General features: G+C 70.0%; 13 protein-coding genes and 2 pseudogenes. 5 read left to right on the top strand and 10 right to left on the bottom strand.

The features are described 5' to 3' along the window. Positions 1-151: 151 nt before the first annotated feature. The 3 genes from ABKA17_RS35665 to ABKA17_RS35675 form a co-directional block, all read right to left on the bottom strand. Positions 152-703 (bottom strand): hypothetical protein, encoded by a 552-nt coding sequence (locus tag ABKA17_RS35665; RefSeq protein WP_353696492.1) that lies wholly within the window; start codon positions 701-703, stop codon positions 152-154. 234 nt (positions 704-937) lie between these two features. Then, positions 938-1,513 carry a snapalysin family zinc-dependent metalloprotease gene (locus ABKA17_RS35670; RefSeq protein ID WP_353696493.1) on the bottom strand — a complete coding sequence of 192 codons (576 nt, stop codon included), beginning with the start codon at positions 1,511-1,513 and terminating at the stop codon, positions 938-940. 251 nt (positions 1,514-1,764) lie between these two features. Further along, the gene (locus ABKA17_RS35675) at positions 1,765-2,322 is read right to left on the bottom strand and encodes a YcxB family protein (protein WP_353696494.1); all 558 of its coding nucleotides are present in this window, start codon (positions 2,320-2,322) and stop codon (positions 1,765-1,767) included. A gap of 152 nt (positions 2,323-2,474) precedes the next feature. Between ABKA17_RS35675 and ABKA17_RS35680 the strand changes: the two genes are divergently transcribed. Continuing rightward, positions 2,475-3,110 (top strand): glyoxalase, encoded by a 636-nt coding sequence (locus ABKA17_RS35680; protein WP_353696495.1) that lies wholly within the window; start codon positions 2,475-2,477, stop codon positions 3,108-3,110. Positions 3,111-3,125: 15 nt separating this feature from the next. Here ABKA17_RS35680 and ABKA17_RS35685 read toward each other — a convergent pair whose 3' ends face one another. Further along, positions 3,126-3,680, bottom strand: coding sequence for a TetR/AcrR family transcriptional regulator (locus tag ABKA17_RS35685; protein WP_353696496.1), 555 nt, complete (start codon positions 3,678-3,680; stop codon positions 3,126-3,128). Then, positions 3,677-4,117, bottom strand: coding sequence for an ester cyclase (locus tag ABKA17_RS35690; RefSeq protein ID WP_353696497.1), 441 nt, complete (start codon positions 4,115-4,117; stop codon positions 3,677-3,679). The genes ABKA17_RS35685 and ABKA17_RS35690 overlap by 4 nt, the downstream gene beginning before the upstream one ends. Before the next feature lie 326 nt (positions 4,118-4,443). On the opposite strand from ABKA17_RS35690, the gene ABKA17_RS35695 reads away from it, so the two are divergent. From ABKA17_RS35695 to ABKA17_RS35710, 4 genes and pseudogenes are all read left to right on the top strand, one after another. Continuing rightward, a complete protein-coding gene (locus ABKA17_RS35695; protein ID WP_502994478.1) occupies positions 4,444-5,271 on the top strand; it encodes an ABC transporter permease in 828 nt (275 codons plus the stop codon). A gap of 75 nt (positions 5,272-5,346) precedes the next feature. Beyond that, positions 5,347-6,399, top strand: a complete 1,053-nt coding sequence (locus ABKA17_RS35700) for a taurine ABC transporter substrate-binding protein (protein WP_353696498.1) — start codon at positions 5,347-5,349, stop codon at positions 6,397-6,399. Then, positions 6,386-7,203 (top strand): annotated as a pseudogene (locus ABKA17_RS35705) (ABC transporter ATP-binding protein). The gene ABKA17_RS35700 and the pseudogene ABKA17_RS35705 overlap by 14 nt, the downstream one beginning before the upstream one ends. Before the next feature lie 35 nt (positions 7,204-7,238). Next, positions 7,239-8,142, top strand: a pseudogene (locus tag ABKA17_RS35710) (TauD/TfdA dioxygenase family protein). Between the two features lie 75 nt (positions 8,143-8,217). Here the strand turns inward: ABKA17_RS35710 and ABKA17_RS35715 are convergent. The 5 genes from ABKA17_RS35715 to ABKA17_RS35735 form a co-directional block, all read right to left on the bottom strand. After that, positions 8,218-10,338, bottom strand: a complete 2,121-nt coding sequence (locus ABKA17_RS35715; protein WP_353696499.1) for a PQQ-dependent sugar dehydrogenase — start codon at positions 10,336-10,338, stop codon at positions 8,218-8,220. Between the two features lie 204 nt (positions 10,339-10,542). Further along, on the bottom strand, positions 10,543-11,706 hold the full coding sequence (locus tag ABKA17_RS35720) for a sugar phosphate isomerase/epimerase family protein (RefSeq protein WP_353696500.1): 1,164 nt from the start codon (positions 11,704-11,706) through the stop codon (positions 10,543-10,545). Positions 11,707-11,890: 184 nt separating this feature from the next. Further along, on the bottom strand, positions 11,891-13,060 hold the full coding sequence (gene eboE / locus ABKA17_RS35725; RefSeq protein ID WP_353696501.1) for a metabolite traffic protein EboE: 1,170 nt from the start codon (positions 13,058-13,060) through the stop codon (positions 11,891-11,893). A 101-nt stretch (positions 13,061-13,161) separates the two neighbouring features. Continuing rightward, positions 13,162-14,313 (bottom strand): inositol-3-phosphate synthase, encoded by a 1,152-nt coding sequence (locus ABKA17_RS35730; RefSeq protein ID WP_353696502.1) that lies wholly within the window; start codon positions 14,311-14,313, stop codon positions 13,162-13,164. Positions 14,314-14,769: 456 nt separating this feature from the next. Then, the gene (locus tag ABKA17_RS35735) at positions 14,770-15,777 is read right to left on the bottom strand and encodes a sugar phosphate isomerase/epimerase family protein (protein WP_353696503.1); all 1,008 of its coding nucleotides are present in this window, start codon (positions 15,775-15,777) and stop codon (positions 14,770-14,772) included. Between the last annotated feature and the right edge of the window lie 13 nt (positions 15,778-15,790).

Consider the following 15,790-nt stretch of genomic DNA (forward strand, 5'->3'; position numbering starts at 1 on the left):
CGGTGCGGGAAGATGCGCGACGGTCGGTAGTGTCGTGACCGAGTCGCGATTCCAGACAACCGCTCCTGCGCCAGGCGTGACAGGTCGGGCTTATGGGGGGTACAAGCTCAACCCCCCACCTCGCGGGGCGCGCCGCACGAAGTCCCACGGATCAAAGTTGCCGTTCTCCAGGTGTGAACGGGCCGGTCGCGGGGGCTACGCACTTGTCGACGACGGTCTGCTCGCCGGCCGCCGAGCCGTCCAGGCAGAGCCGGCCGCCTTGGTCGCGCAGGTCGAGAAAGAACCGCGTGGTCGTGCCGGACTGCTTGACGTCGTGGATCCGCTCGTCGATGTAACCGAGGTCGTTCAGGATCTTCCTGACCTTGGTGGGGGTGGGATCCGCCAGATCCCAGAGCGCCTGGGTGATGCGCTCTTCATGGAGGTTGCTCGCGCACCAGTCGCGAGCGTTCAACTCCACCTCCGGCCCTGCCGTGGGGGCGATCGGCTCGATCGCATCACTCGGCGCTGTCGCCCCGGACGGCAACGGCTCCGCCGGACCGGACGGCGGCGGCTCTGGCGCGGCGCTCGGGGGGCACTGCTGCGCGACCTGGTTCAGCATCTTCGTGAAGGCGGCGCCGGACTGGGCTTCGGCGGAGTCGGCGGAGTTGCTTCGCGATCCGCCGGCGCCCGTCTCCTCGGTGCCACAGGCGGCGAGCGCCAGCACTGCGAAGGCTGCTATCGCAAGGGTGGGCCCCGGGCGACGCGGGGAGCGGGCAGCCATGCCGGTGAGTGCAGCGGTTGGTCTCATGCCCCGAGTCTTTCGAGCAAGCCACCGCCTCCACGTGAGTGCGCGTACTCAAGTGAGTAGGGGTACTTGCTCAGACCTCCCTACGCAGAGCCGAGCGCTCAAGGCTCATCAGCGGCATCGGCTAGGACGGCTACGGCCGTGACAGTGTGCTCAGGGTGCGTCGATGAGGGTCCGACCGTCAGTGAGTGCCAGTGCGGCGACGCCGCCGGCGTAGGCGGACTGTACGCGGGACCGCTCGGTCGCGTTGGGTACGGCGTTGGTGCAGGCCGTGCCGGCGCTCGACCCCGACATCAGTTGAGAGCAGGGGCCGGGTTTGGTGTCCGGCAGGCCGAGGCTGTGACCCAGCTCGTGGGCGGCGATCCGGGTCTTGTCGTAGCCCTGGCTCACGGCCTGGCTGCCGAGTTCCACGCGGACCTGACGGCCCGGACGAACGGGGCCGAGTGTGGCCTGCGGCCAGCCGGTGGTGGCGACGATCACGATTTCGGCCCCGGCGCCGGGTGCCGCTTCCACCAGTCTGACGTTGCTCACGTTGGCGTTCCATGAGGCGACTCCGGCCGCGATCGCGGCTTCCCAGCCTCCGGCTCGGCTGTCGTCGTAGCGAAGGGTCACCGCTGCCGCCTGTGCGCTGGGCGGTTCGCTCGTGGGGGCGGCGGTCGCGGCGCTCGCCATGGCGAGGACGAGCGCCGCGGCGGACGTGCCTGCCTTGAGCCATGTGCCGAGGGGCATTGCTGCTCCTTCATCCGTGGGGGGATTCCGGCCCCGGCGGGGCCGGGTACGCGAAGGAGCGGCACGGGTGGTCCGGTGGGGCCGGACGCACCGTCAACCACCCCTCCGGGGCCTTGCGATGGTATGCCCCGGAAGCCCCGCACGTCATGTACCTGCCACACTCATTTTCCGTCATATCCCCACCCCTCAAAGGGGGTTGGACGGATCACCTACCTCCGCGGACCTCCCCACCCTGACTCTGGCCTCGTACCTCACACACGGACGGAGTGGCGGTCCAAGAGGGCACGCAGCCGGTCGACGTCCTCGGGCGTGCTCAGCCCGTGCTTGGGCAGGACCTCGAGGCACAGGATGTTGGGGTCCCGACTGAGCAGGACGAAATGGCCTGGCGCTTCTCGGTAGCCCCGCAGGACGGACCACTTCTGGATGAGCGTGCTGTGGTCGTTGGTGGTGCTGATGCCGGCGTCGGACACGACCGTGCGGTACTCGCCCTGTCCTCCGACGATGCGCTGCACCTGCGCGGCCTGCAGACGCGGATAGCCGCCCACCAGCAGAACGACCAGCAGGAACAGAACGGTGGAGATCACATCCACACTGCCGCGACTGAGGGTGACCAGCAGCCACTGTCCCACCCACAGCACGAGAAACACGCTCCGCAGCACCAGCCCCCACCGCTTGATCCGCTGCCGGACCCGCAGGCCGACCAAGGTGTCGGCGGGTTGCGGGCGGTACACCAGTTGCACCGCCGCCTCGGTCCCGATACCGGCGGCACTCTCCCCGCCGTTGTCGATCGTGTTCCGACCTTCGGTCATGGTCCCTCCCCGTTGAGACAACCCGCGGATCCTACCGGTGACTCACGTGCCTGGGACATCGACGAGACGACATCGAGGTCGGTGCCGCCGGCAATCGGGTCGGTCAGGATTCGAGAAGCGTCGGGCGGGGGGCCGCACCTAACGTCATCAGCATGACTTCCATCGCTTCCATCACCCTTGAAGTGGCCGACCTCGCCGCCGCCGACGAGTTCTACACCAAGGCCTTCGGCCTGGGCGGCCAGATCCGCCTGCGGGCCTCGCAGGCGCCGACGACCGGCTTCCGCGGGTTCACGCTGTCGCTCGTGGTGGCCCAGCCGGCCAACGTCAACGCCCTCGTCGATGCCGCCGTGGACGCCGGTGCCACGACGCTCAAGCCCGCCGCCAAGTCGCTCTGGGGCTACGGGGGCGTCGTACAGGCTCCGGACGGCACGATCTGGCAGATCGCCTCGTCGTCGAAGAAGGACACCGGCCCGGCCACCCGGCAGGTCGACGAGATCGTGCTGCTGCTGGGAGTCGAGGACATGGCTCAGAGCAAGCGGTTCTACGTCGATCACGGACTCGCCGTGGCGAAGAGCTTCGGCAGCAAGTACGTCGAGTTCGCCACCGGGTCGGGAGCGGTCAAGCTGGCGCTGTACAAGCGCCGGGGCCTGGCCAAGGTCGCCGGAGTCTCTCCCGACGGCACCGGCTCCCACCGGCTCACCGTCGACGCCGACGCCGGGTCCTTCACCGACCCGGACGGGTTCGCGTGGACGACCGCTCCGGACAGTGAGTCGCTGGGGGCGCGGTAACGCAGGTGCTGTGTCCTACGGGGCCTCTCCGGACGGGGCGGCGAGTCCGAGGATCCAGGCGCTCCAGGCTGTGTCGGCGCGTAGGTCGGGCAGCTCGAGCAGGAGGGTGACCGTCAGGACCAGTCCGGTCGCGAAGAAGGTACGCACCTGGAGCATGTCCGCGCCCGACAGCCGGGCGACCAACTGCTGGAGTTCCAGGTGCCGTCGGCCCACCGCCTCGCGTACGGCCTCGTCCGCCGAGGCGGCGTAGCCCTGCATGACGACGAGTCCCACGGTGCGTTCGCTCTGGAGCAGCCGCCCGTAGGCGTCACCGAGGGCGATGAGTGACGGTTCGGCGTCTTCGAAGGTCGCCTCGATCCTGTCGAACGCGGCGTGCACGACCTCCAGGAACAGGCTCCGCTTGGTGCCGAACATCTGCACGATGCGCGGGTGCGATACACCTACCCGCGCGGCGATGGCTTCCAGCCGGGCTCCCGCCAGGCCGTTCGCGGCGAACTCCGTGTCGGCGGCTCGGAGGATCTCCGCGCGCCGCTGCGCGGCAGGCTTGCGCGGGGCGGCGGGCCCCGTCACGCTGCGGTCACCTCGCCGTTGATCTGCCTCACGACGAAGCGGTTGTCGTACAGGCACCGATACGCCTCGATCAGCCCGTCCTCGCCCAGTTCCAGGCGGTCGTCGCCATGGAATTCGACGCGACGGCCGGTCCCCGCGTGGGTGCCCGAGAAGCGCCACGCGACCAGCACCGCGCGCCGGGTCACTTCGCCGTACAACCCCGTGCGCGTGAACGAGTAGTCGGGGAAGGTCTGCGCCATCTGTCCCACGAAGGCACGGATGGCGTCCGGGCCGTACGCCGTCCGGCCCAGCGCGGGCTCGTCGTAGACGAGGCCCTGCGCGCACATCGCCGCCACGGCGTCACCGTCGTGTGTGTTCCAGGCCTGCTCCCAGCGGGCGCTGAACTCCTCCAACGCGCGGATGTCGGCAGCGGCCGGGTCGATCACGTGTGTCGTCATGCTTCTAACTTACAAGTTAGTAAGATGACGCCACAAGACCGCACGGGCGACAACCCGCCGGAGTGGGCATCGCGTTCCACAACGTGGGACGCCTGTTGGTGCGACGCCTGGTCATCGACCTGTGCCGACGCGCGGGCTCGTGTTGTCTTTGATCCGAGTCTCCTGACACGCCCTTCCCCGCGGTGAATCCACCCGCGTGAGGGCGGTTGTCGCGCCCTCACGCGGGTGCGCCCCTTCCCCGTTCGGTATCGCCTCGCGCTCGCGGCCGACCCGCTCCTGTCGGCCGGCCACTGCCGCTCGCGCCCAGGCACCCTGGAAGGACGCCTGTGTCGACCACTTCCGCTCAGACCACCCCGGCACGGAGCTCGTGGAGCCGTCTGCGCCATGGCGCTTTGCCGTTCGGTTCGCTCCTCGTCTTCCTCGTCCTGTGGCAGCTGCTCGCGGCGAGCGGGACATGGAGCGCGACCCTGGTGCCGCCACCGGCCAAGGTGTGGGAGGCGTTCATCGACGTGTCCACCACGCATGACGGCGTGCGCGGCTACAACGGCACCACTCTCATCGAGCATCTGGGCATCAGCCTGCGGCGCATCGCGCTCGGTGCCGGTATCGGCATCGCCACCGGCGTGGTCTTCGGCCTGCTCATGGGCACCGTCGGCTGGATGCGTTCGCTCTTCGAGCCCTGGATCACCTTCCTGCGCACGCTGCCGCCACTGGCCTACTTCTCCCTGCTCATCATCTGGCTGGGCATCGACGAGTCACCGAAGATCACGTTGCTGGCCGTGGCCGCCTTCCCGCCCGTGGCGGTGTCCACCACCACGGCCGTCGCGGCGGTACCGAAGCACCTGATCGAAGCCGCCCGCGCGCTGGGCGCGTCACGGTGGGACGTGGTCCGCGACGTCGTCGTCCCCTCCGCCCTGCCGGAGACCCTCACCGGGATCCGGCTCGCCGTGGGCGTGGCCTACTCCTCCCTGGTCGCAGCCGAGTTGGTCAACGGTCTGCCGGGCATCGGCGGCATGGTCAAGGACGCCGCCAACTACAACAACACCCCGGTCGTCGTCGTAGGCATCATCGCCATCGGTGCCTCCGGCCTGATCATCGACGGCCTGCTGCTGCGCCTGGAACGTGTGGCCGTGCCGTGGCGCGGTCGCGCGTAAGCCCTCGGGCGCACGTCCGTCTCCAACTCGCGTAGTCAGTCCCGCTTCCACTCCTCGCACAGAAACGGCACCGCCATGTCCCGTGTCCCCCAAGGCCCCTCCCGTCGTCTGCTCCTCGCCGGCGCCCTGGCCGGTCTGTCCGCGGCCGTAACCGGCTGCTCCGCCGACAGTGCGGCCTCGACCTCCGGCGGTTCCAAGCAGCTGCGCATCGGCTACTTCGCCTTCCCCAGCGGCGACTTGATCGTGAAGGACAGAAAGCTGCTCGAGAAGGCACTGCCGGAGTACACGATCAAATGGATCAAGTTCGACTCCGGTGCCAGCGTCAACCAGGCCTTCATCGGCAAGTCCCTCGACATCGCCGCGCTCGGCTCCAGCCCGTTCGCCCGCGGTGTCTCCGGCAGTTCACCCATCCCGTACAAGGTGGCGTGGATCCTCGACGTCGCGGGCGAGAACGAGGCCCTCGTGGCACGCAAGGCCACCGGGATCACCGACGTGGCCGGGCTCAAGGGCAAGAAGATCGCCACCCCGTTCGCCTCGACCTCCCACTACAGTCTGCTGGCGGCACTGGAAGCGGCGGGTCTCTCCGCGTCCAACGTGCAGCTCATCGACCTCCAGCCGCAGCCGATCCTCGCCGCCTGGCAGCGAGGTGACATCGATGCCGCCTACGTCTGGCTGCCCACCCTGGACGAGCTGCGCAAGACCGGCAACCAGCTCACCAGCAGCAAGGAGATCGGCGCCGCGGGCAAGCCGACCCTCGACCTGGCCGTCGTGTCGGACGAGCTGATCGCCCGCGACCCGAAGGCGATCGCCGCCTGGCGCAAGGCGCAGGCCGAGGCGCTGCGGCTACTCAAGTCCGATCCGCAGGGTTCGGTCGAGGCGGTCGCGGCCGAGATCAACATCAGTGCGGCCGATGCCAAGGCGCAGCTCGCGCAAGGTGTCTTCCTCACCCCCGAACAGGTCGTCTCCGCCGACTGGTTGGGCAGCGACAGCGGCCCGGGCAAGCTGCTCACCTACGTCACCGACACCGCCGCCTTCCTCGCCGACCAGAAGCAGATCGAGGCCGCGCCGTCCAAGGACGCCGTCCGCAAGGCGTTCTACCTGGAGGGGCTGTCCGATGTCCTCAAGTGAGATCACCGCAGCCGCGCGGGAGCCGGGCACCGAGCGCGCCGGCGCCGTCCGCGTCGACCAGGTCACCCACCAATACGGGCGCGGCGACGCGACCTTCACCGCGGTCGGTCCGGTCGATCTGACCGTCCCGGCCGGGGAGTTCCTGGTCCTGGTGGGCGCCTCCGGCTGCGGCAAGAGCACGCTACTGCGGCTGATCGCCGGCTTCGAACGCCCCACGCAGGGCTCGGTACTGGTGTCCGGCACCGCGCCCCGGCCCGGCGAGTCGGCCGGTGTGGTCTTCCAGTCGCCTCGGCTCTTCCCGTGGCAAACCGTGCGCGGCAACATCGACCTGGCGCTGCGGTACGCGGGTGTCGAGCGCGCCCAATGGCCCGAGCGCCGGGCGGAGTTGCTGGCCCGGGTCGGCCTGGAGGGCACCGAGAAGCGGCGCACCTGGGAGATCTCCGGCGGTCAGCAGCAACGCGTCGCCATCGCCCGGGCCCTGGCCGCCGAGAACCCGCTCCTGCTGCTGGACGAGCCGTTCGCCGCGCTGGACGCCCTGACCAGGGAGCGGCTCCAGGAGGACGTGCGCCGGTCACCGAACGCACCGGCCGGACCGCGGTGTTCGTGACCCACTCCGCCGAGGAGGCGGTGTTCCTCGGCTCCCGCATCGTGGTGCTGACCAAGAGCCCCGGAACCGTGGCCCTGGACCTGCCGATCACCCTGCCGCGCGGCGACATCGACGCCGAAGAGCTGCGCAACTCCCCCGAGTTCGCCGAACTGCGCGCTCAGGTGTCCCACGCCGTCAAGGCCGCCGCGGCGGCCTGAACCCTCTACTCCCGTGCCCGGAAAGGAACTTGTCCGTGAGCATCCTCAGCGACCGTCCGGCCGTGACCGGACTGCCGATCGTCCCCCTCGGCCCGAGCTTCGGAGCCGAGCTCCACGACATCGACCTCGCCACGCTCGACGACGGCCAGGTGCTGGCGCTGCGCGAGGCTCTGGTGACGTACAAGGTGCTGTTCGTACGCGGCCAGCACGGTCTGGACGACCGGGCTCAGATCGAGTTCGGCCGCCGCCTGGGCGAGGTCACCGTCGGGCATCCGGTCCACGACTCCGGCGCCGTGGCCCCCGAGGTGTACTCGCTGGACAGCCAGGACAACGGGTTCGCCGACGTGTGGCACACGGACGTGACGTTCGTGCGGCGGCCGCCGGCCATCTCGGTCCTGCGAGCCGTCGTCCTGCCGCCCACCGGCGCTGACACCAACTGGGCCGACAGCCAGCTCGCCTACGAGTCCCTGTCCCCCGGGCTGCGGGCGCACATCGACACGTTGACCGCCGTCCATGACGGCAGCCGCGAGTTCGGCTACTACCTGGCCCAGCGCAGACAGGGCAAGGGCAACCTCTGGGAGGGCGAGGTGTTCACCGAACTGACGCCGGTGGAGCACCCGGTGGTGCGGGTGCACCCGGAGAGCGGCCGCAAGGGCCTGTTCGTGAACCCGGGGTTCACCTCGCACATCGTCGGCGTCTCGGAACACGAGAGCCGCGGTCTCCTCGACATCCTACGCCCACCTCACCAAGCCGGAGCACGTCGTACGGCATCGCTGGCGGGCGGGTGACGTCGCCCTGTGGGACAACCGCAGCACGGCGCACTACGCCAACCGTGACTACGGCGACCAGCACCGTGTGATGCACCGCATCACCCTGCGCGGAGACACCCCGCTCGGCCCGGACTCCGGCGCGCCCTCCCCGCGCCGGTTCGCGGAGTGAGAAGCCTGCCCGGATGTTGCTCACGACGACGGGGCGCTCCCCGAGGGGGGCGCCCCGCCGTGCTGTCGTCGCCGGTCAGTCCTCCGGCGTCAGAGCGACCTCAGCGCTGCCCGAGAGGGACGGCAGGCCCTCCGGGGGCGTGTCCTTGTAGGTGGCGTTGAAGACCGCCTTGAGGTTATCGGACCCGCTGTGACCGCCGTCCAAGAAGGTCACGAACGATCCGGAGCAGCCGCTGCTCGTGGAGAGCGGGTGGCCGTGCGAGTCGTGGCCGAGGATGAACGAGACGGAGACCTTGGAGCAGTCCACAGGCTGGTCGTCGGTGACCGTGACCTGCCAGGTGACCGTGTCGCCCCAGTGGAACGGCGTGCCGCCGTGCGGAGCGGGGTCGGTGGTGAGGGAGACGACCGGCGCCTTGTTGCCGACCACGACGGGTACGGACGCGGAGGCCGAACGGCCGGTGCTGTCGGTGACCTTCAGCGTGGCGTCGTAGACGGCGTTGTCGGTGAAGGTGTGCTTCGGGTTGGCCTCCCGGGAGTCGACGGTGCCGTCGGCGTCGAAGTCCCAGGCGTAGCGCAGGGCGTCACCGTCGGCGTCCTTGGTGCCGGCGCTGGAGAACTGGACCGTCAGCGGGTTGGTGCCGTTGACGACGTCGGCGGCGACCTTGGGCTCCGGGGTGCGGTTGCCCCGGGTGAAGTCGATGCGGGAGAGCTGGGCCTCGGGCAGTTCCGCGAAGTAGCCGGTGCCGTACTCCAGGACGTACAGGGCGCCGTCGGGGCCGAACTCGACGTCGATCGGGCCGTCCGTCTTGATCGAGGGAATGGCGTCCTCGATCTTCAGGACCTCGTTCTTCTTGCCGAGGGTGATGGCCTTCATCTGGTCGCGGGTCCACTCGTAGAAGAGCGGCTTGCCGTCGAAGTACTGGGGCCAGCGGTTCTGGGCCTTGTTGTGCTTGTCGTAGCGGTACGCCGGGCCGCCCATGGGGCCGATTCCGCCGGTGCCGAGTTCGGGGAACTCCGCGGAGGCTCCGTAGCCGTAGACGATCTCGGAGTCCTCGACCGGGGGCAGCTGGCTGCGGCCGGTGTTGTGGCGCGAGTCGTTGACGGGCTTGGCGCAGTCGAAGGCGCCGCTGGAGGTCTGGGTGGCGAAGTCGTAGTCCTGGTAGGGCATGTCCGGGGTCACGCAGAACGGCCAGCCGTAGTTGGCGGGGCGGTCGATGACCATCCAGCGGCCCTGGCCTGCGGGGCCGCGGCCCGGGTTGGCGGTGTTGGCGTCGGGTGAGTAGTCGCCGACGTAGATCTCGCCGGTCTTGTCGTCCACTCCGAAGCGGAACGGGTTGCGCAGGCCCATGGCGTAGATCTCGGGGCGGGTCTTCGCGGTGCCGGGTGCGAAGAGGTTGCCCTTCGGTATGGAATAGCCGCCGTTGGACTTGGCCTTGATGCGCAGGACCTTGCCGCGCAGGTCGTTGGTGTTGCCGGCGGTGCGCCGCGCGTCGTAGGCGGGGTTGCGGTCGGCGCGGTCGTCGATCGGGGCGTAGCCGTCGGAGGAGAACGGGTTGGAGTCGTCACCGGTCGACAGGAACAGGTTGCCCTTGCCATCGAAGTCGATCTTGCCGCCGACGTGGCAGCAGATGCCCCGGTCGGCCGGCACGTCGAGGATCTTCTGTTCGCTGGCGTAGTTGAGCTTGTTGCCCTCGAGCTTGAACCGCGACAGCCGGGTGACGCCCTTGTACTTGGCGAAGTCGGCTGCCGTGCCGAACTGCGGGGCGTCGCCTTCGTTGACGCCCGGGGTGGCCGGGTCGTCCATGGGGGTGTCCAGGCGGGGCGAGTAGTAGAGGTAGACCCAGTGGTTCTTGGCGAAGGCGGGGTCGATGGCGATGCCCTGCACGCCCTCTTCGTCGTGCTGGTAGAGCCCGGCGGGGCTCTTCTTCATGTCGGCGGCGAGGAAGTTCACGCCGCTCTTGGGGTCGTGGATGCGGACCTCGCCGGTGCGCGCGGTGTGCAGCACCCGCCGGTCGGGCAGGACGGCCAGGGCCATGGGCTCGCCCGGGCGGTCGTTGAGGGTGACCTTCTGGAAGTCCGACGCCGCCGGCGGTGCGGGGTCCGACTTGGCGGCCTGGGCTGGGGAGAGCGGCGTGAGCCCGATGGCTCCGGCCAGCGCAGCCGCCCCCACGAGGGTGACGATCCGTCTGTTGCGCACTCAGAACTCCTTCGGTCTGGCCAGCGGGTGAACAGCCGGGCGAAATGCGTGAGTTGGACGCTAGGGCGCCCACTTTCAACTCGTCAAGGACAAAGTTTCAATCTTTTCGAGGAAAGATTGTCCCGGAGTTTTTGCTCTTTTCGGGCATACCGGGGGACCCGCCCGACGCCAGAGCGCCGGGCGGGCACTACGGGTGACGCTCCGTCAGTGGCGGGCGCGCAGGGCCGCGAGGTTGTCGTAGCCGATGCGGGCGAAGTCCAGGGACTGGCCGGGAACGCTCGCGCTGGGCGCGTTGTCCTGCTCGACCATCGGGTTGTGGTAGTTCTTCGCCCCCACCCGGGTGAAGAACTTCCGGTAGTCGATGTCGCCCGTGCCGAACGGCACCATGTCGTAGCCCAGCCCGCTCTGGAGGTTGACGACACCGTCCTTGGCGTGGAAGAGCGGGAAGCGGTTGGTGTTGCGGACCACGAGTGCGGCCGGGTCGAAGACGTCCTCACGCTGCGAGCCGTCGTGGGCGGTGTACGTGTGGAACTTGTACTGGGCCACGTGCGCCCAGAAGACGTCCAGTTCCAGATAGACGTTCTTGCGGTCCGTCGTCTTCAGGAAGTACTCCAGCTTGCGGATGCCGGAGCTGCGGGTCGGCCGGCCCTGGGCGTCGAGCGGGCCGCCGTCGAGCAGGAAGTCGTAGGCGCTGTCGTGGTTGTGGGTGTAGAGCTTGATGCCCTCGCGGCGGGCGATGGCGCCCAGGGTGTTCCACTTCTGCGCGGCGACGTCCCAGTCGGCCCGGTAGGGGGTGTTGACGGGGTCGGCGCCGGTGCCCATGTGCTCCATGCCGAGGATGTTGGATATCTCCAGCCAGCGCTTGAAGGTATCCAGGTCGGTCGGCGTCAGGGGCCAGGACGGCGGGATGAAGCCGTGGCTGCCCTGCGCCCGCAGCCCGTACATGTCGAGCCAGGAGCGCAGCAGCTTCGCGCCCTTGACGGTGCCCAGATCGGCGCCGCCGGGCGCGTTGGCGTGCTGGCCGTAGCCGGCGAACTCCACCTGGCGGTAGCCGAAGCGCGACAGCTGCTTGAACACCTCGCGGAACCCGGAGGGCAGGTCGGAGGCGAGCGGGTCGCGGCCGACGGCGTCACGGACGGTGTAGAGGATGATGCCGCGCTTGTGCGGCGGGACCAGAGCGGAGCGGCCTCGGTCACCGCCGGAGGCTGCTGATCTGTCCTGCGCCAGGGCCGGCGCGGCGCCGAAGACCGGGGCGGCGATCGCCGCCCCGGTGACGGCCGTGCAGGTGGAGAGGAAACGGCGGCGGCTGACGCCGAGCGTGCGGCGCAGGGCGTCGCTGGTGACGGCTTCGTCCTTGAACGCGGTCACAGGGTTCTCTCTTTCGTTGTCGCGGTGCTGCGGATGCCTGACGGCTGCGGTCTCGGGCGAGGCCGACGAGCCGCGGGAGAAGGGACTTCACTTCAGTGGCCGCGACGCGGCCGGGCACTGCGCGGGGGGTGGGGATCAGGGGCGAGCGGACGTTCGCCGTCGCTCGGCGGGGTCGGACGGAAGGTCACGGCAGCTCCTTCAGTCCGAGGTCTGTCAACAGATCGCGGGCGAGGGTCAGTTCGGCGGCGATGCCGTCGACGAGCTGGTTCCTGGTACGGGGGCGCAGCTCGGGCGGGAGGGCCTGCCAGGTGTAGGTCTCGACCTCGAGATGGCGGGTGCGTGGCTCAGCGCCTCCCACCAGGTGGGCCAGGGCCTCCTGGAGCACGTGCAGGGTGGAGGTGAGCGGTGGGGCGGGTGGAGCGTGCAGGGGGACGTGGAAGTGGGCGCGCCAGGGGGCGTCGTCGGGCAGGGCGGCGCCGGCCAGTGCCTCGCCGAGGTCGTCGGTGCCGTGCACTCCCCCGGGCGTCAGGGTGCGGGTCTGGTGCAGGAAGCGCGGTTCGGCGAAGGCGGCGAGAGCGTCGCGGACCTCGGGTCGCCACGGTTCCTCGGCGTGCAGGGCCGCCGACAGCTGCGCCTTGGGGATGGTGACGCCGGCTTCCTTGAGCGCGGTCAGCGCCGTTGCCGGGTCCTCGAAGGACGTGGCGAGGTGGCACGTGTCGACGCATACGCCGATACGGTCGCCGGGCAGGCCGGCCAGCGGTCCGATCGCGTCCGCGGTGGTCTCCACCGTGCACCCGGGCTCCGGCTCGAGGGCGATACGGATCGATTTTCCGGTCAGCTCCTCCAGCGCGTCGAGCCGTCCCGACAGCATGCTCAGGGCCGCGCCGGCGGTGGCGGCTGCGTGCTCGTCGAAGTCGGTGCGCCAGGCGAGCGGCAGGGTGGAGATGGTCCCCTCGGTGACGTCGTCCGGCAGGAGCGCGGTCAGGAGCCGGGCCAGGTCGGTGGTGTGCGCGAGGCGTTCGGGGTCGGCCCAGTCGGGCTTGTAGACGCGGTACTTGACCTCCTCGGCGCCGAACCCCTCGTAGGGAAAGCCGTTGAGGGTGACGACTTCGAGGCCGCGCCGGTCCAGTTCGGCGCGCAGTCCGCGGAGCGCCACCGGATCGGTGATCAGGGCGTGGGCGGCGTCCTTGGCGAGCCACAGGCCGATGCCGAGGCCGTCGCGTCCCAGGCTCTTGCGCACCGGCTCGCAGTGGTCGCGCAGTTGGGCGAGGACGCCGTCGAGGGTTTCGGCGGGGTGGACGTTGGTGCAGTAGGCGAGGTGGACGGTGGAGCCGTCGGGGTGGCGGAAGCGCATGGTCTACTCGCCTCCGCGCAGGGTGGAGTTGCCCTCGGGCTCGGTGAACGGCGAGCAGGCGCCAGGCGGTTCGGTTCGGTCCGACGCTCGTTTTCGTCGGGTCACTGCGCCTCCCGCAGGCGGTCGGCGAACGACAGCAGCGCGGTGAACTGCTCCGAGAGGCCGGAGGGGCCCGCGTCGGGGTCCTTGAAGTAGAAACCCAGTTCCGGCAACGGCCCGGACAGGCCCGCCTCGTGGGCGCGGGCGACCAGGCGGGCCAGGTCCAGTACGAGCGGTGCGGCCAGGGCCGAGTCGCAGCCCTGCCAGATGGTCTGGAGGATCATGCGCGAGCCGAGGAAGCCGTCGAAGGCGATGTGGTCCCAGGCGGTCTTCCAGTCGCCGAGTACCGGCACGTCGTCGATGTGCACCTCGCCCTGCGGGGTGTGTCCGAGGGTTTCGGCCAGGACGCGTTCCTTGCCGGCGTTCTTCGCCGCGGCCGCGCCCGGGTCGGCCAGTGCCGCCCCGTCGCCGCCGCCCAGCAGATTGGTACCCGACCAGGCCCGTACCTCCAGGGCGCGTTGGACGAACATCGGTGCGAGCGCGGCCCGCAGCAGCGTCTGGCCGGTCTTGCCGTCCCGTCCCGCGTGGGGGAGTCCCTTGGCCGCGGCGGCGTCCGTGAGGGCCGGGGTGCGCAGCCCGGTGGACGGCGTGAAGTTGACGTAGGGGCAGCCGGCGCGCACGGCGGCGGCCGCGTAGAGGGAGCTGGGCGGCAGTCGTACGGCGTCGGGTGCGGGCAGCGGTTCCGTGGAGGAGACGTTGACGACGACGACCCGTGTCAGTGCGTTGCGTACGCGGAAGTCGGTGAGGTCGGCGGCGAAGTCCGTGATGAGTTCCTCGTCGCCGCGGGGGTCGTCCGGGAGCGGGCCGCCCGGCCGTATCTCCTCGTCCGCGGCCTGGAGTTCGGCGCGTACGGCGGGGGCGAGGCCGTGCGGCAGGACGCCCGCGTCGGTGAGGTGTTCGGCGCGCTTGGGCAGCGGGCAGTGGGCGGTGTCGTGGCCGCCGAAGACGAGGGAGGCCAGGGGCGGCAGACCGGTGCCGTCGAACGGTGGCGTCTCGGTGACCATGCCGGTCGGCGGATGCAGTCGGGCGGTGACCGCCGCGCATCCGGCGACGGCGGTGGTGGCCACCGATCCGCGGGCTCCGACGAACCAGACGCCGGTGCGCGCGGTCCGCCCGCCGGTCTGGGGCTCCGATGTCTGCTGGTCGTTGTTCACGGGCTGCCTCCCTGCCATGTCGAGGTGCCGATGTGGTGTGGAGGACGGCGGGCGGGGGCACGGGGCCTCCCGCCCACCGCCGGCATTGGGGCGGCTTCGGCCGCGGCCTCGGAGGGCTCCTCCGTGTTCGGCGCGGCTGCGGGGTGCGCGTGGGCGGCCTTGGGCCGCCAGTGAGAAGTGCGGGATGTCTGGGGGCTGGTGACCCTGCGCCCTGCAGGGACGTCCTCCGTGGCCGGTCGCACGAACCGTGCGCCGTGCGACCTGAATGCGCCGTCAGTCTCGTCGGTCTCGAACCACTGTGTGGTTCCTGTGCACGAAGGGACCGTAGCCCCGTTCGTCCTTGACCGGAACCCTTTGCGCACCGAAGACGGCCAACTTTTTCCTTGATCAGGACAAAGTGGAGTTGGGTAACCCCTTCGATCGGCCGACGGCACGTCACACCCTCGCCGTGGAGCGCTAGTTGTCGCCGCCCGCGAAGGCGGCGTCGAAGGACGCCGACGGCGGGTCGAAGTCGAACCGCTTCAGATGGGCGAGCGCACGCGGCGCGCCGACGAGGCGGTCCATGCCGGCGTCCTCCCACTCCACGGAGATCGGCCCGCCGTAATCGATCGAACGCAGCATCCGGAACACGTCCTCCCAGGGGACGTCACCGTGTCCGGCGGAGACGAAGTCCCAGCCGCGCCGCGGGTCGCCCCAGGGCAGATGGGAGCCCAGGCGGCCGTTGCGGCCGTCCAGACGCTTGCGGGCCTCCTTGCAGTCCACGTGGTAGATCCGGTCCCGGAAGTCGTAGAGGAAGCCGACCGGGTCCAGGTCCTGCCAGACGAAGTGGCTGGGGTCGAAGTTGAGCCCGAAGGCAGGACGGTGGTCCACCGCCTCCAGGGCGCGCTGCGTGGTCCAGTAGTCGTAGGCGATCTCACTCGGGTGGACCTCGTGGGCGAAACGGACGCCCTCGCTGTCGAACACGTCCAGGATCGGGTTCCAGCGCTCGGCGAAGTCCTCGTAGCCGCGCTCGATCATCCGCTCCGGTACCGGAGGGAACATCGCCACCAGATGCCAGATCGACGATCCGGTGAACCCGACGACCGTGTCGACGCCGAAGGCGGCCGCGGCCCGTGCCGTGTCCTTGATGTCGGCCGCGGCCCTACGGCGTACCCCCTCCGGCTCCCCGTCGCCCCAGATGCGGGCGGGCAGGATCCCCTGGTGCCGTTCGTCGATGGGGTGGTCGCACACGGCCTGGCCGACGAGATGGTTGGAGATCGCCCAGCACTTCAGGCCGTACTTCTCCAGGAGTTGGTGGCGGGACCTGACGTACGTCGGGTCGGCGAGGGCCTTGTCGACCTCGAAGTGGTCGCCCCAGCAGGCGAGTTCGAGCCCGTCGTAGCCGAACTCGGCGGCCAGCCGGCAGACCTCCTCCAGCGGCAGGTCGGCCCATTGACCGGTGAACAGGGTGAACGGACGTGGCATGGTGCCTCCGAAG

The sequence above is a fragment of the Streptomyces sp. RG80 genome (assembly GCF_040446465.1).
Classification (GTDB): domain Bacteria; phylum Actinomycetota; class Actinomycetes; order Streptomycetales; family Streptomycetaceae; genus Streptomyces.

Excerpts from the sequence above, each read along its gene's own strand:
- ABKA17_RS35670 (WP_353696493.1), bottom strand. The coding sequence starts at position 1,513 with ATGCCCCTCGGCACATGGCTCAAGGCAGGCACGTCCGCCGCGGCGCTC.
- ABKA17_RS35675 (WP_353696494.1), bottom strand. The coding sequence starts at position 2,322 with ATGACCGAAGGTCGGAACACGATCGACAACGGCGGGGAGAGTGCCGCC.
- ABKA17_RS35680 (WP_353696495.1), top strand. The coding sequence starts at position 2,475 with ATGACTTCCATCGCTTCCATCACCCTTGAAGTGGCCGACCTCGCCGCC.
- ABKA17_RS35690 (WP_353696497.1), bottom strand. The coding sequence starts at position 4,117 with ATGACGACACACGTGATCGACCCGGCCGCTGCCGACATCCGCGCGTTG.
- ABKA17_RS35700 (WP_353696498.1), top strand. The coding sequence starts at position 5,347 with ATGTCCCGTGTCCCCCAAGGCCCCTCCCGTCGTCTGCTCCTCGCCGGC.
- eboE (WP_353696501.1), bottom strand. The coding sequence starts at position 13,060 with ATGCGCTTCCGCCACCCCGACGGCTCCACCGTCCACCTCGCCTACTGC.
- ABKA17_RS35735 (WP_353696503.1), bottom strand. The coding sequence starts at position 15,777 with ATGCCACGTCCGTTCACCCTGTTCACCGGTCAATGGGCCGACCTGCCG.